This window comes from Streptomyces gobiensis, from assembly GCF_021216675.1.
Taxonomy (GTDB): Bacteria; Actinomycetota; Actinomycetes; order Streptomycetales; family Streptomycetaceae; genus Streptomyces; species Streptomyces gobiensis.
Genome location: NZ_CP086120.1, coordinates 2,335,195 through 2,359,713 on the forward strand (window position 1 = coordinate 2,335,195; position 24,519 = coordinate 2,359,713).

A 24,519-nucleotide genomic window follows, 5' to 3' on the forward strand; every position below is an offset into this window, starting at 1 on the left:
TATCCGGTCGGACGGAAGGTGCTCACGATGCCGCTGCGTTCCCGAATATGTGTCCTCGCCGTCTGCGGCGCCCTGTTGGCGCCGACCGGCACGGCGGTGGCCGCAAACGAACGCGGCAGCAGCAGCTGCGTCCGGCCGGATACCCCGCTCACCGTCGAGGAGAAACGGCTGAGCGGACCGGTGCCCCAGGAGATCCTGGAGCGCAGCGGCTTCGACCGGTTCGGGCCCGTGCTCCGCGGGGCGCTGTGCGCGGCGAAGTCGGACCAGGCCGCCGAGCGGATCGTGCGGTGGCACGGACGGGCGCTGTGGCAGCGGGCGGTGGACCGGGTGCGGGGCCGTGGCCCGGCGGGTGGCGATCTGGCCCGGGATGATGACCGGCCGCTGTACTGGGCGCGGCTGGAGATGAGCAAGGCGATACGTGAGTGGCGGCCCGCCTTCCCGCTCGCCGGGGACCGGCGCGGCGCCCTGCTGGACCGGCTGGAGCGCACCTCCCGGGGGCAGGACTCCATCAAGCTGCCCGCCCGAGCGGGTGTGCGGCGGGTACTCGTCACCGGCTTCGACCCGTTCCAGCTCGACGGGGATATCCGGCGCAGCAATCCGTCCGGCGCCGCCGCCCTCGCCCTGGACGGCACCACCGTCAGGACACCGGAGGGTCCGGCCCGTATCGAGGCCGCCGTGTTCCCGGTCCGCTGGGCGGACTTCACCCGGGGGACGGTGGAGACGACGCTGCGCCCGCATTTCGCGGCGGGACCGCGGCAGGCCGATGTGTTCACCACGATCAGCCAGGGCCGGGTCGGCCGGTTCGATGTGGAGCGCTACAACGGCGCCTGGCGCGGCGGCTACCCGGACAACGCCAATGAGTCCGTGACCGAACAGATCCCGGTACCGGGCGGCGGCCCCGGCCCGCAGTGGACCTCGACCTCCCTGCCGTACCGCCAGATCACCGAGGCGGACACCGGTGACTTCCCCGTCTACGACAACACCTCGGTCACCGAGATACCAGCGGGCGGCACCGAGCCGGTGCAGCGCCCGGACGGGCCCACCCCGGGATCAACGGCCCGCGCGGGCGGTGGCGGCGACTATCTCTCCAATGAGATCGCCTACCGCGCCACGCTGCTGCGCGACACCATGGGCCGCGATATTCCCGGCGGCCATCTGCACACCCCTGTACTGCGGTTCGCCAAGGACAACACCGACCCCGATACGGGGACGGTCACCGACCCGGTGTTTCTCCGCAACCGAGCCGCGATCACCGCGCAGATCCGGGCGGTGCTTACGATCGCGGCTGGGTCAGACGGGTGAACGCCTCAAGATTCCGGGTGGACTCACCACGCGCCGTCCGCCAGGCGTACTCCTTGCGGATGGCCGTCGCGAAGCCCATCTCCAGCAGCGTGTTGAAGGGACCGTCGGCGTTCTCCACCACGGTGCCGAGGATGCGGTCCACCTCTTCGGGGGTGACGGCCGCCAACGGCAGGCGGCCCACCAGGTAGATATCGCCGAGCTGATCAATGGCGTAACTCAGCCCGTACAGCCGGGTGTTGCGCTCCAGCAGCCAGCGGTGGACGGCCTCGTGGTTCTCATCCGGATGGCGGACCACGAAGGCGTTGACCGACAGCGAGTGCTTGCCGACGATCAGCGAGCAGGTCGTCGACAGCTTCCGGGTCCCCGGGAGCGTAACGATGTAGCTGCCGTCGGACGGCGACTCCCACTCCAGGTCAGCGTCGGTGATTGTCTGCTCGATGACACGTTTTGCGTCAGCCATAAGCCGATCGTAGGCGAAGTGGTCCGCTGAGGGGGTCTTCCCCTCAGCGGGCCGGGCGGGCGGCGATCGCCTCGCCGTAGACCTCGGCGGTCCCGCGTGCCGCCGCCTCCCAGCCAAAGCCCCGGGCGTGGCGGGCGGCCGCCTCGCCCATCCGGGCCGACAGCTCAGGATTTCCGACGAAGCGCCGCAGCGCCCTGGCGTACTCACTGGGCTCGTGCCCGGCGATCAGGAAGCCGCTCACACCATCCCGGACGGCCACCGGCAGCCCGCCGACCGCCGCCGCGATGACCGGGGTGCCACAGGCCTGGGCCTCAATCGCGACGAGCCCGAACGATTCGCTGTAGGACGGCATGACCAGCACGCTGGCCGCTCGATACCAGTCGGCGAGCTGGTCCTGGCCGACCGGCGGACGGAAACAGATCACATCGGCGATACCCAGCCGGGCGGCGAGCTTCTGCAGCCCCTCCGGCTTGGCCAGCCCGGAGCCGGAAGGCCCGCCGACGATCGGCACGACAAGCCGCTCCCGTAGCGAGGGGTCCTCGTCAAGGAGCCCTCGCACCGCGTGGAGCAGCACATCGGGGGCCTTCAGCGGCTGTATCCGCCCGGCGAAGAGCGGGATCAGCGCGTCCTGCGGCAGCCCGAGCCGGGCCCGGGCCGCGGCCCGGCCGTCGCCTGGCCGGAAGCGGCCCAGGTTCACCCCGGGGTGGACCACGGCGGTGCGCTCCGGGGCCGCGTCATAGTGCCGCACCAGCTCGCCCGCCTCTTCGGCGGTGTTCGCGATGAGCCGGTCGGCGGCCCGTACGATCTGCGTCTCCCCGATCACCCGCGCAGCGGGCTCGGGGGTGTCCCCCTCCGCCAGGGCGGCGTTCTTGACCTTGGCCATGGTGTGCATGGCGTGCACCAGCGGCACGCCCCAGCGGTCGGCGGCGAGCCAGCCGACATGGCCGGAGAGCCAGTAGTGCGAGTGGACCAGGTCGTAGTACCCGGGCCGGTGCCCGGCCCAGGCCTGCATCACGCCATGGGTGAAGGCACAGAGCTGTGCGGGCAGCTCCTCCTTGGTCAGCCCCTCATACGGCCCGGCGTCGACATGCCGGACCAGCACCCCGGGCGACAGCTCTACAGCCGGTGCCAGCGCGCCGGTGGTCGCCCGGGTGAAGATCTCGACCTCGATACCGATCGCGGCGAGCTGAGTCGCCAGCTCGACGATGTAGACGTTCATCCCGCCCGCGTCGCCGGTGCCGGGCTGGTGGAGCGGTGAGGTGTGCACGCTGAGCATGGCGACCCGGCGGGGTCCACGGGAGGGCAGGCCAAGCCGTCGTCCCAGCCGCGTCACATACGAACTCACGCGTGGTGCCTCCTTCCTCCACTGAGGGGGAACAGCAGGAGGCTGCCCCGCCTTCCCGCTTTGCCGAAACGTGACCTATGGCATGGCACGTACGCTGCGGGCATGCCAGCGTCCAACCGTCCCCGTCCCGGAGGCCGTCCCGAGGGGACCGTCACCCGGGGGACGACCAACCCGAACCGGCTCCGCCGCATGGACCGGTGGATCGTGGCCACCCACGGCCCGGCGCTGCGGCGGTCGGCTCAGCCGCCGGTCGCGGTGGACCTCGGCTATGGCGCGGCGCCGTGGACAGCCGTGGAGCTGCTGGGACGGGTACGCCGGGCCCGCCCCGATATCCGGGTCGTGGGCATCGAGATAGACCAGGACCGGGTGGCCGCCGCGCGGCCGTACGAACGCGAAGGCCTCACGTTCCGCCGGGGCGGCTTTGAGATCCCGCTCCCTGAGCGGCCCCAGCTCATCCGGGCGGCGAACGTGCTGCGGCAGTACGAGGAGGCCGAGGTGTGGCCGGTCTGGCAGCGGCTGTGTGCCCGGCTGGCGCCGGGTGGCCTGCTGGTCGAGGGCACCTGCGATGAGATCGGCCGCCGCCATGTCTGGGTGGCCCTTGGCCCCGAAGGCCCCCGCACGGTCACCTTCGCGGCGCGGCTCAGCGCTCTGGACCGCCCGTCCGACCTGGCTGAACGGCTTCCCAAGGCACTGATCCACCGCAACATACCCGGCGAGCGGGTGTATGACTTCCTCCGCGATTTTGACCGCGCCTGGGCAGCGGCGGCTCCCTATGCCCCGCTGAGCGCGCGGCAGCGCTGGGTCCGCACCATACGGACCCTCTCCGAGGGGTGGCCGGTGGTGGACGGGGCCACCCGCTGGCGCCAGGGCGAGGTCACCGTCCGGTGGGACGCCCTGGCGCCGGGGCACGGCTAGCGGGTGTCTGGTGGATCAGGCCGCCTGCGTCAGTTCCGCGCGGCCGAACAGCAGGGCGTAGCCCGGCGGGAGTTCGCCGAGCATCCGCTCCAGCAGTTCGTCACCGGCCGCGTCGGCCACCACGCTGAGCACCGAGCTGACGTCCCATCGGGCGGTGGCAGCCGTCGTGCCCTCGATACGGGCGGCCACGCTGTCGACAAACTCCGAAGCGGTCAGCTGCCGGGTGGCGGGCACCTGGTCGACCAGTACCCGGGCGGCCTCCCGGGGAAGCCGCTGGGCGAGGTCCACTCGTTCCCGCCCGACCACATGGCCGCCCAGGGCGGAGAGCACGGTGCGGGTGACCCGCTCGGCCTCCGCGTGGGTGGGGTACTGCCCGTACTGGCGCACCCGGGCTACACATTCGCTCCAGCGCATCGCTGCTTGTCCCTTCCCTTCCCTCACGAGTCCATCGCGCGGCCCCGGAATCAGCCGGTGAGCTGCTTCTTGGAGCCGCCGCTGATCTGGATCTTGCGCGGCTTGGCCTCCTCGGCCACCGGGATGCGCAGTGTCAGCACACCGGCGTCGTAGGAAGCGCCGATCCGCTCGGCGTCGAGGGTGTCACCGAGGAAAAGCTGGCGGCTGAACCTGCCGGTCGGCCTCTCCGCCACGATCCGCTCGGCGCCCTCGGGGCCGGGCCAGGTGCGCTCGGCCTGGACGGTCAGCACGTTCCGCTCGATGTCGAGGTCGATGGTCTCCGGGTCGATGCCCGGCAGATCGAGGTGAACCACGACGTTCTCGCCCGAACGGTACGCGTCCATCGGCATTCCGACGGGGCGGGCGGCGGTACCGAAGAGCTGCTCGGTGAGACGGTCGAATTCACGGAACGGGTCAGTACGCATGAGCATCACGGGTCATCTCCTTCCGTCGCGACGGTGCTGTGTGACGCCCTACGACCATTTCTATACAACAGAAGAAGAAAAATTGACAAGACCCAGCTCAACGTGGCGGAAAAGCCAGCTCAGACCCGGTCCAACGCCGCCAGTGCCGCGTCGATCAGTGGCCGGTCCCGGTCGTGGGTGAGGTGCCGCCGGGCTGCCGACGGCGGCAGCCACAGCAGCCGGTCGACTTCCTCGTTCGGCTCGAAGGAGCCCCCGGTCGCCTGCGCCGCCCAGTAGTGGACCTCCTTGCGCAGGCCCTTCGCGAGATAGTGCGCCGTGGGCAGCCGCGCCCCCAGCACACACTCCATGCCGGTCTCCTCCCGCACCTCCCGCACCGCCGCCCGCGACGGCTCCTCGCCGCCCTTCAGCTTGCCCTTGGGGTGTGACCAGTCGTCGTACTTCGGCCGGTGCACCAGCGCGATCTCAATCGCGCCGTCGTAGGGCGAGCGCCGCCACAGCACACAGCCCGCGGCCTGTACCGGCTGCGTCGGCTGTATCGGCTCAGCCATGAGCTGCCTCCCCTCTCGGATGCCAGATACGGCAGAAGGCGAGGCGGGCGGCCTCGACCTCATGCCGCTGGTCGGCGTGGAGCACGCCGAGCGCATAGGCGGTGGCGGGGGCGATACGGGGCGTACGACCGGCCGCGGCGGCAGCGGCGGCGGCCCCGGCCGCGTCCCGGTGCCGGTTGAGGTGGTGGCTGGCCAGGACGAGCGCTGTGCTGTCTCCGCCGGCCGCGCCCAGCGCCTCCTGCGCGTAGCGGACCAGCCGTACCAGGCGACGTACCTGGTGCCAGGCGGTGTCGTGCCCTCCCTCCGTGGTATGCCGCTCCTCCGCTGCGGCGAGGGTGTGGGCCAGCGCGCCGGGTCCGAGCGGCAGCGCGTCAACGGACTCGATGAGGCAGCGATGGGCGAGCTCGGCCAGCGGCCGCATGACCGCGCTCGCGGGCCGCTCGGCGGCCTTCGCGTCCACCGGTGCCTCCGAGGCCAGCACCGCGACGCCATCCGCGACGGCGTGAAAGCGGGCGGAGCCGAGTGCCCGCAGCGCGGCGGAGTGTGCCCGGGTACGGGAGAGGGTGAGCTGCCGTTCCAGCAGGGCGCCCGCCCGTGCGGCGCCGATCCCGGAGTCCTGTCCGGAGCCGTGCCCGTCGGCGGGCGCGGAGAGCCGGTGCAGCGCGGCCAGCAGCCGGCTGAGCCGGGCCGCGTAGGCGTACTCCCGGGCGAGGAGCCCGGACAGCCAGCCCAGCTCCGCGCTGAACCGTTCGGCCCAGTCGGCGTCCAGCAGCGGCCGGAACGTATGCAGAGTCCCGTTGATCCGGCGGGCGGCACGGCGCAGCACCCGGATCGCCTCGGTCGCCTCAGCCGCGGTGTCCGCGCTGCCCGCGTTCTCGTCATGCAGCCGCAGACTGCGCAGGAGCTCGGCGGCCTGCCCGTTGAGATATCCGGCCAGCGCCTCTCCGGCCGTGACCCGTGTCATGGCCATCCGCTCCGATCCGGGCCCGGAGGCCAACGGCACGGGCAAGCGGTCGGTGCGACCTGCCGTCAGGTCATGTCGTGGGACCACGTCGGCGCCTCCTGGCGTCGATGAGCGTTTCCTGAACGTTCCGCAGGGGCTGCCCGTCGGCGTCGACGGAGTGCCGGGTCCAGTCGCCGTCCGGACCGAGGTGCCAGGAGGCGGTGGAGTCAGACATACCGGTCTCCAGCAGTCTGTCCAGGGCCGCCCGGTGTCCGGGGTCGGCGACCCGTACCAGCGCCTCGATCCGGCGGTCGAGATTGCGGTGCATCAGGTCGGCGCTGCCGATCCACACCTCCGGATCGCCGCCGCCCCCGAAGGCGAAGATCCGCGAGTGCTCCAGAAAGCGTCCCAGAATGCTGCGCACCCGGATGTTCTCGCTGAGCCCCGCGACGCCGGGCCGCACCGCGCAGATGCCGCGCACCCAGATATCGACCGGCACCCCGGCCTGGGAGGCGCGGTAGAGCGCGTCGATGACGGTCTCGTCGACGATCGAGTTGGCCTTGATACGGATGTAGGCGGGCCGTCCGGCGCGGTGGTGGGTGATCTCCTTGGCGATCCGGGAGACCAGACCATCGCGCAGTGACCTGGGGGCGACCAGCAGCCGCCGGTAGGTCGCGCGCCGGGAGTAGCCGGAGAGCCGGTTGAAGAGGTCGGAGAGGTCCGCGCCGACTTGCTGGTCGGCGGTGAGCAGGCCCAGGTCCTCGTAGAGTCTGGCTGTCTTGGGGTGGTAGTTCCCCGTCCCCACATGGGCGTAGCGCCGCAGCTGGTCGCCCTCCTGCCGGACCACCAGCGACAGCTTGCAGTGAGTCTTCAGACCGACCAGGCCGTAGACGACATGGCAGCCGGACTCCTCCAGTTTGCGGGCCCATTTGATGTTGGCCTGCTCATCAAAGCGGGCCTTGATCTCCACCAGGACGAGGACCTGTTTGCCGGACTCGGCGGCGTCTATGAGCGCGTCGACGATCGGTGAGGTCTCCGAGGTGCGGTAGAGCGTCTGCTTGATCGCCAGCACATCGGGGTCGGCGGCCGCCTGCTCCAGAAAGGCCTGGACGGAGGTGGAGAAGGAGTCATACGGGTGGTGCAGCAGTACGTCCCGTTCGCGCAGCGCGGCGAACACATCGGGCGCGGAGGCGGATTCCACCTCGGCGAGATCCCGGTGGGTCCCGGCGACGAATTTCGGATATTTCAGCTCGGGCCGGTCCACCTTGGAGAAGATTCCGGCCAGCCCGCTGAGGTCGAGCGGACCCGGCAGCGGATAAACCTCGGAATCGCTGACCTTCAGCTCCCGTACCAGCAGGTCGAGCACATAGGGGTCAATGGTCTCCTCGACCTCAAGCCGCACCGGCGGGCCGAAGCGGCGCCGCATCAGCTCCTTCTCCAGCGCCTGGAGCAGATTCTCGGCGTCGTCCTCCTCGACCTCCAGGTCCTCATTCCGGGTCACCCGGAACATATGGTGCGCCAGCACTTCCATCCCGGGGAACAGCTCCTCCAGGTGGGCCGCGATGACGTCCTCCAGCGGCACATACCGTTGCGGGGAAGCCTCCAGAAAGCGGGAGAGCAGCGGCGGCACCTTCACTCGCGCGAAGTGATTATGACCGCTGACAGGGTTCCGTACGACCACCGCGAGATTGAGCGAGAGACCGGAGATATACGGGAAGGGGTGTGCCGGATCCACAGCCAGCGGCGTCAGCACCGGGTAGATCTGCTGGCGGAAGAGGGTGAAGAGCCGGGCCTGCTCCTTCTCGGTGAGATCGGGCCAGCGGATCAAATGAATGCCCTGGTCGGACAGGGCAGGGGCGACGTCCTGCTGATAGCAGGCGGCATGCCGCGCCATCAGCTCGCGGGACCGGGTCCAGATCAGGTCCAGCATCTCACGGGGCTGCAGCCCGGAGGCCGACCGGGTGGCGACTCCGGTGGCGATTCGGCGCTTGAGCCCGGCGACCCGGACCATGAAGAACTCATCCAGATTGCTTGCGAAAATTGCCAGGAAATTCGCTCGTTCCAGGAGCGGTGTGGCCGGGTCCTCGGCCAGCTCCAGCACCCGCTCATTAAAGCCGAGCCAGCTGCGCTCACGGTCCAGGAATCGATCCTGGGGCAGATCGCCCCCGGGCTCCCCCTCGTATGCGTCCGGGTCCGAGTCGAGGTCCGGGTCCAGGCCGGGCGAGGACACGGCGACGGCCTGTGGCCGGGACGCGGCGATCGATCCCACGGACGGCTGACTGGTCCGGCTCGACCGCGCGGGCTGGAAAGGCTGTGCGGGCTGGCTCATCCCTCTATTCTTCCGCGCTTTCGGCACGGCGGGCTCGTCGACGTTGGGGGCCGCGTGAAGCCGCCGATTCGGCGCGTTTGGCACAGCGGGCTGCATTCCGCGATATTCGCAATCAAGGTTGAATCGCCGGTTACGCAGACATGGCACCTTCCCTAACGACGCCCCGCGCCCCTTCTTCGGCGCGCCTGCGCCGCAGCGACATCAGTCGCTGCCGCGACGGGCCGTCCGGCGGAGGGAGTTCCCCTAACCCGGCCCCTTCCCGAAACTGGGGGCTGCCGCCCCCAGGCCCCCACACCCAGTTGTGGGCACTCGCAGCCCCGCGAGGGGCGTAGGCCCACCCTGCTACGCAACCACCCACCCACACCAGCCACGACGCTCCGGCCAACCCCGCAACGGAGCTCGCGACGCTTGGTGGGCACAACCCGGCCACCGGCCCGCACCGGCAAACCCCGGGGCCCCGGGGCGCAAACCCCGGGGCCCGGGGCGCAAACCCCGGGGCCCCGGGGCGCAAGCCCCGGTTCCGGGAAGGGGCGGGATACGGGGAACCCCACCACGGCACCCCGGCAGCCTGGCGGAGCCCCGCCGCGCAGCGGGGGCGCGAATCGGCGCGGCCGGGCCAGTCGCTAGCCCTCCGTGCGGTACATGAGGTCGACCTCATACGTACGGAAACCAAGCCGCTCGTACACACCCACAGCGGCCCCGTTATCCGCGTCCACGTAAAGCATCGCAGTCGGCACCCCCCGCTCCACGGCCAAGTACCGCAGCCCGATCGTGGTGAGCGCCTTGCCGAGGCCGCTGCCCTGCGCCTCCGGCGTCACGCCCAGCACATAGACCTCGCCCAGCCCCTCCCGGGCGTGGACCTTCGTCCAGTGGAAGCCGACGATCTCATCCCGGCGCACCGCGAGGAAGAAGCCCGCCGGGTCGAACCACTCCTCGGCCTTACGGGCGTCCAGGTCACGCTGGACCAGCGAGCCCTGCTCGGGATGGTGGGCGAACGCGGCGGCATTGGCGGCGAGCCAGGCCGCGTCGTCCTTGCCGGGCACAAAGGTCCGTACGGTCACCCCCTCGGGCAGCACCGGTTCGCCCAGAGCAGTCGTGGTGTGGCCTTCGGCCAGCCGCATCCGCATCTGCCGCAGCTCCCGGAACAGCGTCATACCCAGCACCTGCGCCAGATGGCGGGCGGCAGCGTGGCCGCCATGGGCCCACACCCGCAACCGCCTCCCGGAGGTGTCCAGCAGTGCCTGGCCCAGGGCCCGGCCGTACCCCTTGCCGCGGTGCGCGGGGTGCACCACGAGTTCCCCGGCCGGGGCCTCCACCGGATCGGTGTCCTCCAGCTGGCCGTATCCGACCAGCTCGCCCCCGGACCGTACGAAGCAGTGAGTGACGCCTTCCCGGCGCCCCCCGCGTAGTTGAAGCCGCCCCTGCTCGGATACGGCGGACTGGCCGTCCACTCGGGCCGCCGACTCGATCAGCGCCAGCGTCTCCTGGACAACGTCATCCGGCACCTGGTCCACAACCACCACGTCATTCATGAAAGCGAGCCTACGACTCACCGAGTCGAAACCGACTGGTTACCTTCGCCCTCCTGACACGCTACGCGCGTTGACCATAGGCTGCCGTCAGCCTCACCCGTATCAACTCACCGCTCTCATAAGGCATAAGGGGACAGAAATGCCCGCTCGCCGCACACGGCGACTGAGCCGCAGACTCGCCGTCGCTACGGCCGGACTGGCGACGGCCGTCGCCCTCGGGGCCGCCGCCATACCCGCAGCTCAGGCCGCGCCGGAGGCCACGCCAGCAAGCGCCGCTCCCGTCAAGGGCGGGCGGACCGTCGATCTCCAAGTGCTCGCCATCAATGACTTCCACGGCGCCCTGGAGACCCCGGCCGGCTCCGGCGGCCAGGTGGTCCATGAGCACAAGGACGGCACCACCGAGCGGATCGACGCCGGTGGCGTGGAGTATCTGGCCACCGCACTGCGGCAGGCGCGGCAGGGCACCAGCCGCTCGGTCACCGTCGCCGCGGGTGACATGGTCGGCGCCAGCCCGCTGCTCTCCGGGCTCTTCCACGATGAGCCCACCATCGAGGCGCTGAACACCCTCGGCATGGATGTCGTCGGCGTCGGCAACCATGAGTTCGACGAGGGTGCCAAGGAGCTGCTGCGTAAGCAGCGGGGCGGCTGCCACCCCGAGGACGGCTGCTATGTCGACGGCCGCACCTTCGAGGGCGCCGACTTCCCGATCCTCGCCGCCAATGTGGTGCATGAGCAGACCAGGAAGCCGCTGCTCGCCCCGTACACCATCAAGAAGATGAAGGGCGTCAAGGTCGGCTTTATCGGGGTGACGCTGGAAGGCACCGCCAATATCGTCGCGCCCGGCGGTGTCAAGGGGCTGAAGTTCCTCGATGAGAGCAAGACGATCAACAAGTACACCAAGGAGCTCAAGAGGAAGGGCGTCAACGCCGTCATCGCCCTGATCCACGAGGGCGGTTACCCGGCCTCACAGGCGTACAACCACGACTGCGACGCCGATGGTGCCGGGCTCTCCGGGCCGATCGTGGACATCGCCAGGAAGACCGACGCGGGTGTGGACGCCCTGATCACCGGGCACACCCACCAGCCGTACGTCTGCACCATCCCGGACCCCAAGGGCAATGACCGCCTGGTCACCTCCGCGGCGTCCAACGGCCGGCTCTTCACCGAGCTGAACATGGCCTATGACCGCAAGAGCAAGGATGTCGTCCGTACCTCCGTCGAAGGCACCAACCGCGTCGTACACCGCGAGCAGAACAAGGCCGCGGATCTCACCGATCTGATCGGCTACTGGGACAAGCTGGCCGCGCCCGTCGCGAAGCGGCCCATCGGCTGGATCGCCGAGGACATCACCACCGACCGGACCGCTCCCGAGTCACCGCTCGGCGATGTGATCGCCGACGCCCAACTGGCCCACGCCAAGGGCGAGGACGACAGGGCCGAGCTGGCCTTGATGAACCCGGGCGGCATCCGCACCGATCTGGTCCACGCGGCCTCGGGGAACGAGGGCGACGGTGTGGTCACCTACGCCGAGGGCTTCTCGGTCCAGCCCTTCTCCAATACGGTCAATCTCGCCGACCTCACCGGTGCGCAGCTCCTCCAGATCCTGCGCGAACAGGTCAGCGGCGCCAACGCGGACGCCCCGAAGGTCCTCCAGGTCTCGGCGGGCTTCAGCTACACCCTCGACCTCACCCAGTCCGGTGCCGACCGGATCGTCGCGGACTCCATCGAGCTGAACGGCGAGCCGCTGGACCTTTCCCGCACATACCGGGTCGCCATGAACTCCTTCCTGGCGGGCGGCGGCGATGGCTTCCCGACCTTCGCCGAGGGCAAGAACCCGCATGTCGGCGGGAACGACCTGGCGGCACTGGAGGAGTACCTCACGGCCAACTCCAGCGCGCAGTCCCCGCTGAAGGCCCCGGCGGCAGACCGCATCACGGTCATCCGCTGACCGCCCACCCAGCGCCAGGGGCGCCCCCCACACGTGGGGGGCGCCCCTGCCCCCTACTTAAACCGGAGTTGAAGTCAAGCTAGTGTGGCGCACATGCCACCTGTCTCCTGGAAGACCCATGAGCTCACCATCGGTGAACTGGCCGAGCGCAGCGGCGTCGCCACCTCCGCGCTCCGTTTCTACGAACGCAACGAGCTCATTCACAGCCGCCGCACCTCCGGCAATCAGCGCCGCTTCCCCCGGGACACGCTCCGCCGCGTAGCCTTCATCCGGGCCTCCCAGCGGGTGGGTATCTCGCTGGAGGACATCCGCGCGGTACTGGCCCTGCTCCCGGAGAACCGCACCCCCACCCGGGAGGACTGGGCGCGTGTCTCGGAGTGCTGGCGCTCGGACCTCAACAGCCGTATCAAACACCTGGAAGAACTCCGCGACCATCTCACCGACTGCATCGGCTGCGGCTGTCTCTCCCTCGACCGCTGCGCCCTGGCCAACCCCCAGGATGTCGCCGCCGAACACGGCCCCGGCCCGCTCCGCCTCAACGCCTAGGCCGTTTCTTTTGGATCACCTCGCTGACCAGATGAAGATGGCGGCGAGGTGGAGTCCGGCGAGGTAGATGGTGGCGGTCTTGTCGTAGCGGGTGGCCAGGCCGCGCCACTGCTTGAGTCTGTTGATGCAGCGCTCGACCGTGTTGCGCCGCTTGTAGGCGTCGCGGTCGAAGGCTGGTGGTCTGCCGCCGCGGCTGCCGCGGCGTTTGCGGTTGGCGGCCTGGTCGGCGGGCTGCGGGATCACGGCCCGGATCCCGCGCCGACGGAGATGGGTCCGGATCGCGCGGGACGAGTAGGCCTTGTCGGCCAGGATCACGTCCGGCGTGATCCTGGGCCGGCCGATTGGCCGGGGCACCCGTAAGCGGGCCATGACCTCGGGGAATGCGGGTGCGTCACCTGCCTGGCCAGGCGTGATGACGAAGGCCAGGGGCCGGCAGTGGCTGTCCGCGGCGAGGTGGATCTTGGTGGTCAGTCCGCCGCGGGAGCGTCCGAGGGCATGGTCGTCCGGCTCGCCGGCCGGGGCCCCTTTTGACGGGCCCCGGCGGCGTGCTGGTGGGCTCGGACGATGGTGGAGTCGACCGCGACGACCCAGTCGAGGTCGCCTTCGGCGTCGGCCTGGGCGAGCAGGGCGGTGAAGACCTTCTCCCAGGTGCCGTCGGCGGCCCACTTCCGCAGGCGGTTGTGGGCGCCCTTCCACGACCCGAAGTGCTCGGGCAGGTCCATCCACGGTGTCCCGGTGCGGTACTTGAACGCGATCGCGTCGATCACCTGGCGGTGATCACGCCACCGTCCGCCCCGCTTCGGAGTCCGGTCCGGCAACAACGGCTCGATCCGTGCCCACTGGGCATCAGTCAACGACACACATCAACCAACGATCAGATGATCCGAAGGAAACGGCCTAGTGCTCTCCGGGAGCTCCGGCGGCGGCGTGGGCGCGCCGGGAAGGCTGAGTACGGCCTCGGTGCCGCCGCCCGTCGCCGGACGCAGCTCCACCTGGCCGCCCGCCCGCCGCACCGTACGGGCCACGATCGACAGGCCCAGGCCCGAACCGGGCAGGCTCCGCGCGGCGGGTGAGCGCCAGAAGCGGTCGAAGACATACGGGAGTTCGGCAGCGGGGATGCCGGGACCATGGTCGCGAATCCGCAGCGTGCCCGCCGCCAGGGTGACCTCGACCGTCCCGCCCGCCGGGCTGAACTTCACCGCGTTGTCCAGCAGATTCACCACGGCGCGCTCCAGCGCCGCCGGTTCGGCCCGTACGTACCAGGGGGCCAGCTCCGTCGTGATCGCGATGCCGGTGCCACGCAGCCGGGCCCGCGCCACCGCCCGCTCGGTGGCCTCATGCAGCCCTGTCACCTCCAGCGGCCCCTGCGCGGGCGCCGCGTCCGGGCGGGACAGCTCCTGCAAGTCCCCGATCAGCGCCGCCAGCTCCGCCAGCTGCGACTTCACCGAGGCCAGCAGCTCCCGGCGCTCGTCCGGAGGCAGTGCGCGCCCGGTCTCGTCGCTGCGTACCAGCAGATCGATGTTCATCCGCATCGAGGTCAGCGGAGTGCGCAGCTCATGCCCGGCATCCGCGATCAGCTGCTGCTGCAGCTCCCTGGAGGAGGCAAGCGCCGCCGTCATGGCATTGAACGAGCGCGACAGCCGAGCGATCTCATCATCACCCTCAGCCTGAATACGGACCGCCAGGTCCTCCGTGCGGGCGAGGTGCTCCACGGCCTGCGCCAGCCGGTCCACCGGCCGCAGCCCCGCCCGGGCGAGCGCCACCCCGGCGCCCGCCGCGCCCAGCACGCCCGCCGCAGCCACCAGGCCGAGCACCAGCGCCAGGGTGCTCAGCGATTCATTGACCTCACTCAGCGGCCGGGCCACCGTCACCGCGGCGTCGGTGTCCTCCAGCCGCCGGGTCAGCGCCCGGTAGGTCACGCCGTCGGCCGCCCGGACATCGTGCACCGCCTCCTCCCGGTGCCCCAGGGCCACCGCCACATCGTCCGTGCTCACCGCCAGCGGCTGCTGGCCGTAGATGATGCAGCTTCTGCCGTTGCGGTCGACGATCTGCACCGTCGACTCAAAGGGGTTGGGGCTGGCCGCCCGTTCCGCCGAGGGCACGGCGGTGCACCGCCCGGCGTCGATCTGCTGGAGCACCACGGCCGTGGGCACCCGGTTCTTGCGCAGTGCTTCATCCAGCGAGTCAAGCAGCTGCCCACGTACCAGGAACCACGCGGCGGCCGCGCACGCCGCCACCGCCACGGCGACGGCCATCGCCGTCAGCAGCGCCAGCCGCGCCCGCAGCGGCAGCGTCACGCCTCGCCCCTCAGCACATAGCCGACGCCCCGCACCGTCTGCACCAAGCGCGGCTCGCCACCCGCCTCGGTCTTGCGGCGCAGATACATCACATACACATCCAGCGAGTTGGACGACGGCTCAAAGTCAAAGCCCCATACCGCCTTGAGGATCTGCTCCCGGGTCAGCACCTGCCGTGGATGCGCCAGCAACAGCTCCAGCAAGGTGTACTCGGTGCGGGTCAGCTCCACCGGGCGCCCGCCCCTGGTCACCTCGCGGGTGGCGAGGTCCATCCGCAGATCCGCGAAGGACAGCACATCCGAGCCCGCCTCCCCCGTCCGCTGGGCGTAGGAGCTGCGCCGCAGCAGTGCCCGGACCCGGGCCAGCAGCTCATCCAGTTCAAAGGGCTTGACGAGGTAGTCGTCCGCGCCCGCGTCCAGCCCGGTGACCCGGTCGCCGACCGTATCCCGGGCGGTCAGCATGAGGATGGGCACGGTCACGCCCTGCGCCCGCAGCCGCCGGGCGGCGGTGAGGCCGTCCATCCGGGGCATCTGCACATCGAGCACGATCAGCTCGGGCGGCTGGACGGCCACCTTCGCCAGCGCGTCCACTCCATCGACGGCGACCTCGGTCTCGTATCCCTCGAAACCAAGGCTGCGCCGCAGCGCGTCCCGTACCGCGGGCTCATCGTCGACGATCAGCACACTCATGCCCGTGAGTGTGCCATCAGCCTCCGGCACGCAGGTCATCCAGGATCCCCCGCACATCATTGACCGGGATCGCGAAGCCCAGACCGACGCTTCCCGCATCCCCCTGGGGGCCGGACGAGGAGCCGACCATCGCGGAGTTGATCCCGATGACCTCACCCTTCATATTCACCAGCGCACCACCGGAGTTGCCGGGGTTCAGAGAGGCATCGGTCTGGATGGCCTGGTACGTGGTCGTCTGCGAGCCCACCTCGCCGTTGTACTGGCCACCGCCGAACTCAAACGGCCAGCGGTCGTTCCGCCGCTCGCGTGGGTCCTGCTCCTTCTTGACGGTCACATCGCGGTCCTTGGCCGAGACGATGCCGCTGGTGACCGAGCCGGTCAGCCCCTCGGGTGAGCCGATAGCGACAACCTGGTCGCCCACCTGCACGGAGTCCGAGTCACCGAGCGTCGCGGGCGTCAGGTCGCCCGCCCCGGCCACCTTGATCAGCGCCATATCCAGATCGGCGTCCGTCCCCACGATGGCCGCGTTCGCGGTCTTGCCATCGCTGAACCTCACCTGGATCTGGCTGGCTCCGGCGACGACGTGGTTGTTGGTCAGTATCTCGCCGTCCTTGGAGATCACCACCCCGGATCCGGTAGCGGAACCGGTCTTGACCTCCACCACGCTGGGACTGACCGCCTTGGCCACGTCGGCTACGGTGCCGCCGGTGCTGACGTTGGTCCCGGTGGCCCCGGCCACCGCCGAGGTCCCGCTGCCCGGGGCGCCGCCGCCCCAGGCCTGCCCCACGAGCGTGGCGGTCCCACCGCCGACGGCGGCGGCCGCGATGGCGACGGCGGCGAGCAACGCGACCGGCTTACGCGCCTTGCGCGGCTCCTGCGGATAAGTGCTGTATTCGCTCATGCCACGACTGTCGGTCGCCCGGATGAGAATTCCCTGAGACCCGGCTAAGAGCTGAGTGGTTTCCCCGATACGACATGCGGCTCCGCCGCGCGGCGGGACTTCACCCCGGCTGCGGGGTGCCGTGGGTGGGTTCCCCCGTATCCCGCCCCTTCCCAGCTGTACCGATATGCGGCTCCACCGCGTGGCGGGGCTTCACCCCGGGGCCCGGGGTTGGGCGAGTGCGGGCCGGTGGCCGGGTGTTGTGCCCACCCACAGCCCCTCGCGGGGCTGCGAGTGCCCACAACACTGGTGTGGGCCGAGTGCCCACACCACGCGACGGCGCGAGTGCCCACAACGGGTGTGAGGGGGTGGGGAGGGGTGGGTTGTTCCGGACGCTTGCCCGTGATTTGTGGGCCGACACACACCCCACCGGCCAACTCAACGTAACCGCGCGTCGGGCCGTAAATCATGGGTCCGGAACGGCCCACCCCGGACCACCCCCGACCCACCCACCGGCAGAAGGCGGGGCGACGCAACGTCACGCCTCAACGGGTGGGCGGGCGGGCATAAACCACCCACGGCGGGAAAGCCAGCAACGTAAGGCCGGGCAGCAGCCTGCTCACCCGCAGCCTGCTCACCCGCAGCCGCAGGACCGCCGTACCACCAGCGCCGACGGAAACTGCCGCAGCCGCTCGCGCCGCGAGTTGACGGCCCGCAGCCCATCGTCCAGGACAAGATCCACCGCCGCCCGCGCCATCGCCGACCGGTCCGAGGCGACCGTGGTCAGCGGTGGATCGGTGAGCGCCGCTTCCTTCACATCGTCAAAACCGGCCACCGCCAGCTCACCGGGCACATCCACCCGTAGCTCGCGGGCCGCCCGCAGCACACCGATCGCCTGGTCATCCGTCGCGCAGACGATCGCCGGGGGCCGCTGTGGACCGGCGAGCAGGTCAAGGGCGACCCGGTAGGCGTCATAGCGGTTGTACGGGGCCTGGAACAGCCGCCCCTCTGTCGACCGCCCGGCTTCCCGCATGGCGCGCCGCCAGCCCTCGACGTGGTCGGTGACCGGGTCGCCGATGACCGGCGTCGACTCCACGCCACCGAGGCACGCGACGTACTCATGGCCGTGTTCCAGCAGATGCCGGGTGGCGAGCTGCGCGCCGCCCACGTCATCCGTCACGACGGCGACATCGTCAATCGCGTCGGGCCGCCGGTGCAGCAGCACCACCCGGGCGTCCCAGGCGTCGATCTCCGCGGCGGCGTGCTCGCTGGGGCCCTGGCTGACCAGGATCAGTCCCGCGACCCGCATGCCGAGGAAGGCGCGCAGATAGTGCACCTCGCGCTCGTCGATGTAGTCGGAGTTTCCGACGAGCACCATTTTTCCGCGCTCGGCGGCGGCCTGCTCCACCGCGTGCGCCATCTCGCCGAAGAAGGGCTGCCGGGCATCCGGAACGATCATGCCTATCAGGTCGGTGCGACGTGAGGCCATCGCCTGCGCCACTCGGTCCGGCCGGTACCCCAGCTCCTTGATCGCGGCGAGCACTCGATCCCGGGTCGCCGGTGCCACCGGCCTGGGGCCGTTGTTGATCACATAGCTGACTACCGCGGTCGAGGTACCCGCCAGCCTTGCCACATCGTCCCGCGTCACCTTGGCCACGCCGGGCAGTCTACGCGGGATGCGTCACCTCTTCGCGGGGCGTGAGGCGTCGGGCCGTACGCCCTCGACCGCATCCTGCGCGAGCCGTTCGGCCGCCTCGGTCACCGCCTTGGCCTCGGCTTTCGCCTTCTTGGCCTCAGCGGACTTCTCGGGCTTCTCCGGGGTGACGAAGCGGTAACCGACATTACGGACGGTGCCGATCAGCGACTCATGCTCCGGGCCGAGCTTGGCCCGGAGCCGCCGTACGTGCACATCCACCGTCCGGGTGCCGCCGAAGTAGTCATAGCCCCAGACCTCCTGGAGCAGCTGGGCCCGGGTGAAGACCCGGCCCGGGTGCTGGGCCAGATACTTCAGCAGCTCGAACTCCTTGAAGGTCAGATCCAGCACCCGGCCCTTGAGCTTGGCGCTGTAGGTGGCCTCGTCCACGGACAGATCACCGTTGCGGATCTCCATCGGGCTGTCGTCGACCGAGATCTGCTGCCGCCCCATGGCGAGCCGCAGCCGGGCCTCGACCTCCGCCGGGCCGGCGGTGTCGAGCATGACGTCGTCCACCCCCCAGTCCGCGGTGACGGCGGCGAGCCCGCCCTCGGTCACAATCAGCACCAGTGGGCAGCCAGGCCCGGTGGAGCGCAGCAGCTGGCAGAGTGAGCGCACCTGGGGCAGGTCGCGGCGACCGTCGATGAGGATGACATCGGCGCCCGGGGTGTCGACGAGCGCCGGCCCCTCGGCCGGGGCGACCCGGACGTTGTGCAGGAGGAGCCCCAGCGCGGGCAGCACCTCGGTCGAAGGCTGGAGGGCGTTGGTCAGGAGGAGTAGCGAGCTCATGACGGTGAGTTCCTTCCTCGGTCCCATCGAGGACGAATGGCGGCACTGCTTCGTACGGCGGCCTGAAAGCACAAAAGGACCCGGAGGCGACGCTGCCCGGATCCTTCTTACCGAGCAGGATAGCCCACTCGGGTACCAAGGGGCAGAGCGAGATGGGTCACGCCCTGCGGATATGAGCCGCACAGGGGGCGCACAGAAGCGCGGAGCAGGGCGCACCCGGCGATGCAGCGGTGCCTCGACGGGCCATCATGGTGGGGCCACATCACACGGCTGGGAGACATCAATGCCCGCACAAGGGACCATCCGCTACTGGGCCGCGGCCAAGGCCGCGGCCGGCGTCGCGGAGGAGAGCTATGAAGCCGCTACGCTCGCCGAAGCGCTCGACACCGCCCGTGCGCGGCACACCGAACGGCCGGACTTCGCGCGAGTCCTGCTGCGGTGCTCCTTCCTGGTGGACGGCGACCCGGTCGGCACCCGCCCGCATGACGCGGTCCGGCTGACCGAGGGCGGCACGGTCGAGGTGCTCCCGCCGTTCGCAGGAGGATCCCGGTGACGTATCCCAGCAGCCCGTACGACCCCTACGGCCACCGCCGGCCACAGCCACCACCCGCCCCCACCAGCAGCACCAACAGCCCCGATACGGCCTACCTGCCGCCCCAGCCAGGCGCGGGCACCGGCCGCCGCCGCAAGCCCGCCGCTCCGGCGGCCCGTGCCGGCAGCCCGATCATCGCGCCCGGCCTCCAGCCCGCCGCCGTCACCGCCGTACTCGCCGCCCTGCTCGCGCTCACCGCACCGCTGGACCGCCTCGCACTCACCGTGGCTGTCGTCCTGCTTCAGGCGGTCACCGCCGCGGGCTGGTACCGGCTGAACGGCATGTGGCCCGCCCGGCAGGGCATCGCCCTCGCCTTCCTCGCGGGCGTCACCGCTGATATCGCCCTGCTGACCGCCAGCCGCGCGCACGCCGCCACCGCGGTTCTCGGCTCGCTCGGCATCTGGGTGCTGCTGATCCTCGTCCTCCAGCTCCGCAACCACAGCTCCCCCGACGAGCGGCTGTACGCGCTCACCGCCGCCGTTGGCTCTACGGTCCTCACGGTGCTCGCCGCTGCCTATCTGGCGGCCGCCGCCGTCACCACCGACGCGGTGATCACCGGCGTGGCCGCCGTCGCCGTGGCCGCCCTCGCCCGCGCACTGCCGCTGCCGTCGTTCGTCTCCGCCGCCATCGCCCTGCTGGCCGCCACCGGCGCGGGCATCACCGCAGGCCAGCTCACGGGCCTGGGCACCTCCGGCGCGCTCCTGGGGCTGGCCACCGGCGGCTGTGCCCTGCTCGGTCTCCGGGTCGCCAGCTATGACTTCCCGTCCCGCTTCGTCCATATGACCGCGGGGGTCGCCCTGCCGCTCGCCGTCGCCGCCCCGGCCGTGTACGTACTCGGACGCGCGCTCGGCTGAGCGTACGCCGATAGATCACGATAGGATTACGGAGCGTCAACCCAGAGGGGACCCGGAACCCATGCGAGCGCTCCGTATCACGTTGATCGTCCTGCTCGTGCTGGGCGGACTGCTCATCGGCGCCGACCGGCTCGGGGCGAAGCTCACCGAGGACAAGATCGCCGACGAGATCAAGTCCTCGCAGAACGCCAGGGATGTGTCGGTCTCCATCCACGGCTTCCCCTTTCTCACCCAGGTCGCGGTCAAGAAGCTGAACTCGGTCGACGTGGAGCTCACCGGGGTGACCGCCGACAACGGCGAACGCAGCATCCGGGTGTCGGAGTTCGATATCCACGCCAAGGACGTCCGGCTCTCGGACAACTTCTCCACCGCCGTCGCCGACCGGGCCACCGGCACCGCGCGCCTCTCCTACCCGGACCTCTCGGACGCCGCCGATGAAGGCGTCCGGGTCAGCTACGGCGGCAAGACCCAGGCGGGCAAGGGCAAGGTGAAGGTCACCGTAGGGGTGGAGCTGTTCGGTCGCACCCTTGAGCATTCCACCACCAGCACGGTCAGCGTGGAGAAGGGCGACACGATCCGGCTGCGTGCCGACGTCATCCCAGGTGCCGAGATTCCGGGCCTGGAGGACCTGGTACGGGACAAGATCGACTACACCCGGAAGATCGAGGGTCTGCCCGAGGGTGTCAGGCTTGAGGGGATCGAGCCGACCAGGGATGGCGTAAACGTGCGCTTCTCGGGTACGAACGTCAAGGTCACCAGCTAAGAGACGTATGTCCCACGATCCGAGACGCCCAGTCCGCCGGGTCAACGCCACCACCGTGCCACGCCCCCACCACCCCCTGACACATCCGCGCCGCCTCCCCTCGCATCCCACATGCCAGACGATCTCGTCTCGCCATTCGGAACGCCGGTGACACACACCCCGCCCCCTCCTTACGATCGTCGGTATGAAGCGACAGGCGGATCTCACGAAGCGACGGGCAGTCGATCTGTGCCGCGTCTCCGCCATGCTCTGTCGCCCCGCCGTCTAACGGCTGGCCGCCAGGCGCATTGCGCGCGCTGAACTCACAGCCGCCTCATCCCACCTTTCCGCGCCGCACAGCGCTGTGTGTGCGACCACGCGCATCCGCACACACCCCCACCCACCGCATCCGCTCCGGAGGAGATTCCATGAGCCGCAGTGACGTCCTGGTGGACGCCGACTGGGTCCAGGCCCGTATCGATGACCCGAAGGTGGTCATCGTCGAGGTAGACGAAGACACCTCGGCATACGACAAGAACCACATCAAGAACGCCATCCGCATTGACTGGAAGCAGGACCTCCAGGACCCGGTCCGCCGCGACTTCGTGGACCAAGAGGGCTTCGAGAAGCTGCTCTCCGCCAAGGGCATCGCCAACGACGACACCGTCGTCCTCTACGGCGGCAACAACAACTGGTTCGCGGCGTACGCCTACTGGTACTTCAAGCTCTACGGCCACCAGGACGTCAAGCTCCTGGACGGCGGCCGCAAGAAGTGGGAGCTCGACTCCCGCGACCTGGTCGCCGAGATCCCGTCCCGCCCGGCCACCGAGTACAAGGCCAAGCCGCAGGACACCTCCATCCGCGCCTTCCGCGACGACGTCGTCAAGGCGATCGGCGACCAGAACCTGGTCGACGTCCGCTCCCCCGACGAGTTCAGCGGCAAGCTGCTCGCCCCGGCGCACCTCCCGCAGGAGCAGTCGCAGCGCCCCGGCCATGTGCCGACCGCCCGCAACATCCCCTGGTCCAAGTCGGCCAACGACGACGGCACCTTCAAGTCGGACGACGACCTCAAGGATCTCTACGAGGAGGAGGGCGTCGACCTCGGCAAGGACACCATCGCCTACTGCCGCATCGGCGAGCGCTCCGCCCACACCTGGTTCGTCCTGCACGAGCTGCTGGGTCAGCAGAACGTCAAGAACTACGACGGCTCCTGGACCGAGTACGGCTCCCTCGTAGGCGTCCCGATCGAGCTCGGCTCCAACTGACCGCCTGACCTACCCGAAAGGAAATCCCCTCATGTGCGGAGCACAGGCAGGCGGCCCCGACGCCTCCACCATCAAGCCCGGTGAGACCACCATCCAGGGCAGCGTGACCCGCGACGGCGAGCCCGTCACCGGCTACGTCCGCCTCCTGGACTCCACCGGCGAGTTCACCGCCGAGGTGCCGACCTCTGCGACCGGCCAGTTCCGCTTCTACGCGGCCGAGGGCACCTGGACCGTCCGTGCCCTCGTCCCGGGCGGCACAGCGGACCGCACGGTCGTCGCCCAGCAGGGCGGCCTGGCCGAGATCGCCATCGCCGTATAGGCGGAAACGCATACGGCCGGAGGGCCGCACCCCACGGGTTGGACGCCAGGGGGTGCGGCCCTCCGCGCTTTTCGGACCCGCTCAGTACACGAGCGCCTGAGCGCCGTCCGCCATGGCCTCGCTCAGAAACACCTGCGCCCCCGCGATACGCACGCCCTCGAGCACATCCTTCTCCTCGATCTCCCGGCGCGCCGCGCACTGGGTGCACAGGGTGATCCGCCCGCCCGCCTGGATCCCCTCGATCAGCTCCGGCAGCGGCGCCGCGTGCGGCAGCTCAAACTCCGCCGCCTTCCCCGGCAGCGCGAACCACGCCGACTCCCCGGTGAGCCAGAGCGACACCTCCACCCCGCTCGCGGCCGCCACCGCCGCCACCGTGAACGCCTGGGAGCACCGCTCCGGGGCATCCGCCCCCGCCGTCACCTTGATCACAAGCTTCTTCGCGCTGTCAGCCATACGCCCACAGTAGTGCGGGCCCGCACCGAAACCCGATTGTGATCGCCACGGCCCACAAGGCGCACAGACGGGGGCGGCGGACCTCACAGCGCCGCCCCCTCCGGGGGCGACTAGACTCTCCAGCGGTCCACACATCGAATCTGCGCTAAGGAGCGCCCCGTGCTTGAGGCATTCTTCATCACCCTGATGGTCCTGGTCGCCGTCGGCACCGCGGCGTTCGCGGGCCTGACCGTGAAGAAGCTCTACCAGGGCCAGCGCTGACCCAGCCCCCACCACTACAGATCGTCTGAGCTCCCATGATCGAGATCCCGTCCGACCTGCACCCGGACCTCGTCCCCCTCGCCTTCCTCCTCGGCAACTGGGCCGGTGCGGGTGTCGCGGACTTCCCCGACTCGCAGAAGTGCAACTTCGGCCAGGAAGTCACCTTCAGCCATGACGGCCGGGACTTCCTGGAGTACGTCTCACACAGCTGGGAGCTCGACAGCGAGGGCAAGAAGGTCCGCCCGCTGGAGACCGAGTCCGGCTACTGGCGTATCGACAAGAACCGCAAGGTCGAGACCGTGATGGTCCGCGATCAGGGCATCGTGGAGGTCTGGTACGGCGAGCTGGCCGACCAGAAGCCGCAGATCGATCTCGCCACGGACGCCATCGCCCGCGTCTCCTCGGCAGGCGAGTACAGCGGCGGCAAGCGGCTCTACGGCTACGTCAAGGGCGACCTGATGTGGGTCGGCGAAAAGTCCACCCCCGAGGTCCCCCTCCGCCCCTATATGTCGGCCCACCTGAAGAAGGTCGTCGACCCCAGCGAGTGGGCAAAGGACCTGACCGACCTCCCCGACGACGGCATCGCCTTCTTCAAGTAACACGCCTCCCCTCCGCCGCACGGGCAACCGCACGGGCAGCCCTCCACGCCTGCCAGAGGGCGCGCCCATGGGGACACTGCCCGGCAGTCCGGCAGCGCTGACAGGCGGCAGCATGGTCCAGCCACCGCCCCCACCGCGAGCGTTCCAGCGCCTCGCCGCTCATCACCGACCCTCCTTACGGCGCCGCTCCGCCGCGTCCAGAAGGTCGAGGACATCGGGGACGGGCGGATAGTGCGGGGCACAGGCTCGGCAGGCCCACACGGTGTAGCCGGGCCCGGTGCCCGCGTGGATCTCCCGCACCACGACTGGACTCAGGGTGGACCGCTGACAGCGGTCACAG

At 70.1% G+C, this 24,519-nt stretch carries 27 protein-coding genes; 11 read left to right on the forward strand and 16 right to left on the reverse strand.

The window, feature by feature from the left end; translation table 11 throughout:
• Window positions 1-27: 27 nt before the first annotated feature.
• Window positions 28-1,302 carry a pyroglutamyl peptidase gene (locus tag test1122_RS10665; RefSeq protein WP_232268932.1) on the forward strand — a complete coding sequence of 425 codons (1,275 nt, stop codon included), beginning with the start codon at window positions 28-30 and terminating at the stop codon, window positions 1,300-1,302.
• Here the strand turns inward: test1122_RS10665 and test1122_RS10670 are convergent.
• Together test1122_RS10670 and mshA are read right to left on the reverse strand one after the other, a co-directional pair.
• Window positions 1,274-1,762 carry a type III secretion system chaperone family protein gene (locus test1122_RS10670; protein WP_232268933.1) on the reverse strand — a complete coding sequence of 163 codons (489 nt, stop codon included), beginning with the start codon at window positions 1,760-1,762 and terminating at the stop codon, window positions 1,274-1,276. The genes test1122_RS10665 and test1122_RS10670 overlap by 29 nt on opposite strands.
• A 43-nt stretch (window positions 1,763-1,805) precedes the next feature.
• Window positions 1,806-3,107, reverse strand: a complete 1,302-nt coding sequence (gene mshA / locus test1122_RS10675; protein WP_232268934.1) for a D-inositol-3-phosphate glycosyltransferase — start codon at window positions 3,105-3,107, stop codon at window positions 1,806-1,808.
• Window positions 3,108-3,209: 102 nt separating this feature from the next.
• Here mshA and test1122_RS10680 point away from each other — a divergent pair, with 102 nt between their 5' ends.
• The gene (locus test1122_RS10680) at window positions 3,210-4,022 is read left to right on the forward strand and encodes a class I SAM-dependent methyltransferase (protein ID WP_232268935.1); all 813 of its coding nucleotides are present in this window, start codon (window positions 3,210-3,212) and stop codon (window positions 4,020-4,022) included.
• A 15-nt stretch (window positions 4,023-4,037) separates the two neighbouring features.
• Here test1122_RS10680 and test1122_RS10685 read toward each other — a convergent pair whose 3' ends face one another.
• The 6 genes from test1122_RS10685 to mshD all read right to left on the reverse strand — a co-directional run bounded on the left by test1122_RS10685 (window position 4,038) and on the right by mshD (window position 10,252).
• Complete coding sequence (locus test1122_RS10685) at window positions 4,038-4,436, reverse strand: DUF2267 domain-containing protein (protein WP_232268936.1); 399 nt, start codon at window positions 4,434-4,436, stop codon at window positions 4,038-4,040.
• Window positions 4,437-4,486: 50 nt separating this feature from the next.
• Complete coding sequence (locus test1122_RS10690; protein ID WP_232268937.1) at window positions 4,487-4,906, reverse strand: Hsp20/alpha crystallin family protein; 420 nt, start codon at window positions 4,904-4,906, stop codon at window positions 4,487-4,489.
• Between the two features lie 113 nt (window positions 4,907-5,019).
• Window positions 5,020-5,448, reverse strand: coding sequence for an NUDIX hydrolase (locus test1122_RS10695; protein WP_232268938.1), 429 nt, complete (start codon window positions 5,446-5,448; stop codon window positions 5,020-5,022).
• Entirely contained in the window at window positions 5,441-6,412 is a 972-nt protein-coding gene (locus test1122_RS10700; RefSeq protein WP_338423527.1) for a CHAD domain-containing protein, read from the reverse strand. Before test1122_RS10700 ends, test1122_RS10695 begins: the two co-directional genes overlap by 8 nt.
• A 70-nt stretch (window positions 6,413-6,482) precedes the next feature.
• The gene (locus test1122_RS10705) at window positions 6,483-8,720 is read right to left on the reverse strand and encodes an RNA degradosome polyphosphate kinase (RefSeq protein WP_232268940.1); all 2,238 of its coding nucleotides are present in this window, start codon (window positions 8,718-8,720) and stop codon (window positions 6,483-6,485) included.
• A 623-nt stretch (window positions 8,721-9,343) separates the two neighbouring features.
• Window positions 9,344-10,252: a mycothiol synthase gene (gene mshD, locus test1122_RS10710; protein WP_232268941.1), complete on the reverse strand. Its 909-nt coding sequence runs from the start codon at window positions 10,250-10,252 to the stop codon at window positions 9,344-9,346.
• A gap of 139 nt (window positions 10,253-10,391) precedes the next feature.
• On the opposite strand from mshD, the gene test1122_RS10715 reads away from it, so the two are divergent.
• Both test1122_RS10715 and soxR read left to right on the forward strand, forming a co-directional pair.
• Window positions 10,392-12,200, forward strand: coding sequence for a bifunctional metallophosphatase/5'-nucleotidase (locus tag test1122_RS10715; protein WP_232268942.1), 1,809 nt, complete (start codon window positions 10,392-10,394; stop codon window positions 12,198-12,200).
• Window positions 12,201-12,293: 93 nt separating this feature from the next.
• On the forward strand, window positions 12,294-12,746 hold the full coding sequence (gene soxR, locus test1122_RS10720) for a redox-sensitive transcriptional activator SoxR (protein ID WP_232268943.1): 453 nt from the start codon (window positions 12,294-12,296) through the stop codon (window positions 12,744-12,746).
• A gap of 15 nt (window positions 12,747-12,761) precedes the next feature.
• On the opposite strand, the gene test1122_RS10725 is transcribed toward soxR, so the two are convergent.
• From test1122_RS10725 to test1122_RS10750, 6 genes are all read right to left on the reverse strand, one after another.
• Window positions 12,762-13,606, reverse strand: a protein-coding gene (locus tag test1122_RS10725) for an IS5 family transposase (protein WP_422396910.1) whose coding sequence is annotated in 2 segments (ribosomal slippage) — window positions 12,762-13,276 and window positions 13,276-13,606 — 846 coding nt in all. Because the reading frame shifts where the segments join, the coding sequence is not laid out codon by codon here.
• A 3-nt stretch (window positions 13,607-13,609) separates the two neighbouring features.
• Window positions 13,610-15,001, reverse strand: a complete 1,392-nt coding sequence (locus tag test1122_RS10730; RefSeq protein ID WP_232271858.1) for a sensor histidine kinase — start codon at window positions 14,999-15,001, stop codon at window positions 13,610-13,612.
• 38 nt (window positions 15,002-15,039) lie between these two features.
• The gene (locus test1122_RS10735) at window positions 15,040-15,732 is read right to left on the reverse strand and encodes a response regulator transcription factor (protein WP_232268944.1); all 693 of its coding nucleotides are present in this window, start codon (window positions 15,730-15,732) and stop codon (window positions 15,040-15,042) included.
• Window positions 15,733-15,748: 16 nt separating this feature from the next.
• Window positions 15,749-16,633: a S1C family serine protease gene (locus tag test1122_RS10740; protein ID WP_232268945.1), complete on the reverse strand. Its 885-nt coding sequence runs from the start codon at window positions 16,631-16,633 to the stop codon at window positions 15,749-15,751.
• Between the two features lie 613 nt (window positions 16,634-17,246).
• Window positions 17,247-18,269, reverse strand: coding sequence for a LacI family DNA-binding transcriptional regulator (locus tag test1122_RS10745; protein WP_232268946.1), 1,023 nt, complete (start codon window positions 18,267-18,269; stop codon window positions 17,247-17,249).
• 24 nt (window positions 18,270-18,293) lie between these two features.
• The gene (locus test1122_RS10750) at window positions 18,294-19,094 is read right to left on the reverse strand and encodes a response regulator transcription factor (protein WP_232268947.1); all 801 of its coding nucleotides are present in this window, start codon (window positions 19,092-19,094) and stop codon (window positions 18,294-18,296) included.
• 283 nt (window positions 19,095-19,377) lie between these two features.
• Here test1122_RS10750 and test1122_RS10755 point away from each other — a divergent pair, with 283 nt between their 5' ends.
• From test1122_RS10755 to test1122_RS10775, 6 genes are all read left to right on the forward strand, one after another.
• A complete protein-coding gene (locus test1122_RS10755) occupies window positions 19,378-19,647 on the forward strand; it encodes a MoaD/ThiS family protein (protein WP_232268948.1) in 270 nt (89 codons plus the stop codon).
• A complete protein-coding gene (locus test1122_RS10760) occupies window positions 19,644-20,540 on the forward strand; it encodes a hypothetical protein (protein ID WP_422396962.1) in 897 nt (298 codons plus the stop codon). Before test1122_RS10755 ends, test1122_RS10760 begins: the two co-directional genes overlap by 4 nt.
• Before the next feature lie 61 nt (window positions 20,541-20,601).
• A complete protein-coding gene (locus test1122_RS10765) occupies window positions 20,602-21,303 on the forward strand; it encodes an LmeA family phospholipid-binding protein (protein ID WP_232268949.1) in 702 nt (233 codons plus the stop codon).
• 184 nt (window positions 21,304-21,487) lie between these two features.
• Complete coding sequence (locus test1122_RS26800) at window positions 21,488-21,571, forward strand: putative leader peptide (protein WP_422397068.1); 84 nt, start codon at window positions 21,488-21,490, stop codon at window positions 21,569-21,571.
• Window positions 21,572-21,710: 139 nt separating this feature from the next.
• Window positions 21,711-22,547, forward strand: coding sequence for a sulfurtransferase (locus test1122_RS10770; RefSeq protein ID WP_232268950.1), 837 nt, complete (start codon window positions 21,711-21,713; stop codon window positions 22,545-22,547).
• 31 nt (window positions 22,548-22,578) lie between these two features.
• Window positions 22,579-22,866 carry a DUF1416 domain-containing protein gene (locus tag test1122_RS10775; protein ID WP_232268951.1) on the forward strand — a complete coding sequence of 96 codons (288 nt, stop codon included), beginning with the start codon at window positions 22,579-22,581 and terminating at the stop codon, window positions 22,864-22,866.
• Window positions 22,867-22,947: 81 nt separating this feature from the next.
• On the opposite strand, the gene test1122_RS10780 is transcribed toward test1122_RS10775, so the two are convergent.
• Window positions 22,948-23,319 carry a DsrE family protein gene (locus test1122_RS10780; protein WP_232268952.1) on the reverse strand — a complete coding sequence of 124 codons (372 nt, stop codon included), beginning with the start codon at window positions 23,317-23,319 and terminating at the stop codon, window positions 22,948-22,950.
• Window positions 23,320-23,615: 296 nt separating this feature from the next.
• On the opposite strand from test1122_RS10780, the gene test1122_RS10785 reads away from it, so the two are divergent.
• Entirely contained in the window at window positions 23,616-24,179 is a 564-nt protein-coding gene (locus test1122_RS10785) for a heme-binding beta-barrel domain-containing protein (protein ID WP_232268953.1), read from the forward strand.
• Between the two features lie 162 nt (window positions 24,180-24,341).
• Here test1122_RS10785 and test1122_RS10790 read toward each other — a convergent pair whose 3' ends face one another.
• Window positions 24,342-24,482 (reverse strand): hypothetical protein, encoded by a 141-nt coding sequence (locus test1122_RS10790; protein ID WP_232268954.1) that lies wholly within the window; start codon window positions 24,480-24,482, stop codon window positions 24,342-24,344.
• Window positions 24,483-24,519: the final 37 nt, after the last annotated feature.

What these genes read in the sequence shown, in the direction of transcription:
- test1122_RS10780 (WP_232268952.1), bottom strand. Translation starts at nt 23,319, where the DNA reads ATGGCTGACAGCGCGAAGAAGCTTGTGATCAAGGTGACGGCGGGGGCG.
- test1122_RS10695 (WP_232268938.1), bottom strand. Translation starts at nt 5,448, where the DNA reads ATGGCTGAGCCGATACAGCCGACGCAGCCGGTACAGGCCGCGGGCTGT.
- test1122_RS10770 (WP_232268950.1), top strand. Translation starts at nt 21,711, where the DNA reads ATGAGCCGCAGTGACGTCCTGGTGGACGCCGACTGGGTCCAGGCCCGT.
- test1122_RS10685 (WP_232268936.1), bottom strand. Translation starts at nt 4,436, where the DNA reads ATGCGCTGGAGCGAATGTGTAGCCCGGGTGCGCCAGTACGGGCAGTAC.
- test1122_RS10715 (WP_232268942.1), top strand. Translation starts at nt 10,392, where the DNA reads ATGCCCGCTCGCCGCACACGGCGACTGAGCCGCAGACTCGCCGTCGCT.
- mshD (WP_232268941.1), bottom strand. Translation starts at nt 10,252, where the DNA reads ATGAATGACGTGGTGGTTGTGGACCAGGTGCCGGATGACGTTGTCCAG.
- test1122_RS26800 (WP_422397068.1), top strand. Translation starts at nt 21,488, where the DNA reads ATGAAGCGACAGGCGGATCTCACGAAGCGACGGGCAGTCGATCTGTGC.
- test1122_RS10775 (WP_232268951.1), top strand. Translation starts at nt 22,579, where the DNA reads ATGTGCGGAGCACAGGCAGGCGGCCCCGACGCCTCCACCATCAAGCCC.
- test1122_RS10735 (WP_232268944.1), bottom strand. Translation starts at nt 15,732, where the DNA reads ATGAGTGTGCTGATCGTCGACGATGAGCCCGCGGTACGGGACGCGCTG.
- test1122_RS10785 (WP_232268953.1), top strand. Translation starts at nt 23,616, where the DNA reads ATGATCGAGATCCCGTCCGACCTGCACCCGGACCTCGTCCCCCTCGCC.
- test1122_RS10730 (WP_232271858.1), bottom strand. Translation starts at nt 15,001, where the DNA reads ATGGCCGTCGCCGTGGCGGTGGCGGCGTGCGCGGCCGCCGCGTGGTTC.
- test1122_RS10705 (WP_232268940.1), bottom strand. Translation starts at nt 8,720, where the DNA reads ATGAGCCAGCCCGCACAGCCTTTCCAGCCCGCGCGGTCGAGCCGGACC.
- test1122_RS10670 (WP_232268933.1), bottom strand. Translation starts at nt 1,762, where the DNA reads ATGGCTGACGCAAAACGTGTCATCGAGCAGACAATCACCGACGCTGAC.
- test1122_RS10680 (WP_232268935.1), top strand. Translation starts at nt 3,210, where the DNA reads ATGCCAGCGTCCAACCGTCCCCGTCCCGGAGGCCGTCCCGAGGGGACC.
- test1122_RS10665 (WP_232268932.1), top strand. Translation starts at nt 28, where the DNA reads ATGCCGCTGCGTTCCCGAATATGTGTCCTCGCCGTCTGCGGCGCCCTG.
- test1122_RS10755 (WP_232268948.1), top strand. Translation starts at nt 19,378, where the DNA reads ATGCCCGCACAAGGGACCATCCGCTACTGGGCCGCGGCCAAGGCCGCG.
- test1122_RS10740 (WP_232268945.1), bottom strand. Translation starts at nt 16,633, where the DNA reads ATGAGCGAATACAGCACTTATCCGCAGGAGCCGCGCAAGGCGCGTAAG.
- test1122_RS10750 (WP_232268947.1), bottom strand. Translation starts at nt 19,094, where the DNA reads ATGAGCTCGCTACTCCTCCTGACCAACGCCCTCCAGCCTTCGACCGAG.
- test1122_RS10765 (WP_232268949.1), top strand. Translation starts at nt 20,602, where the DNA reads ATGCGAGCGCTCCGTATCACGTTGATCGTCCTGCTCGTGCTGGGCGGA.
- soxR (WP_232268943.1), top strand. Translation starts at nt 12,294, where the DNA reads ATGCCACCTGTCTCCTGGAAGACCCATGAGCTCACCATCGGTGAACTG.
- test1122_RS10700 (WP_338423527.1), bottom strand. Translation starts at nt 6,412, where the DNA reads ATGACACGGGTCACGGCCGGAGAGGCGCTGGCCGGATATCTCAACGGG.
- test1122_RS10690 (WP_232268937.1), bottom strand. Translation starts at nt 4,906, where the DNA reads ATGCTCATGCGTACTGACCCGTTCCGTGAATTCGACCGTCTCACCGAG.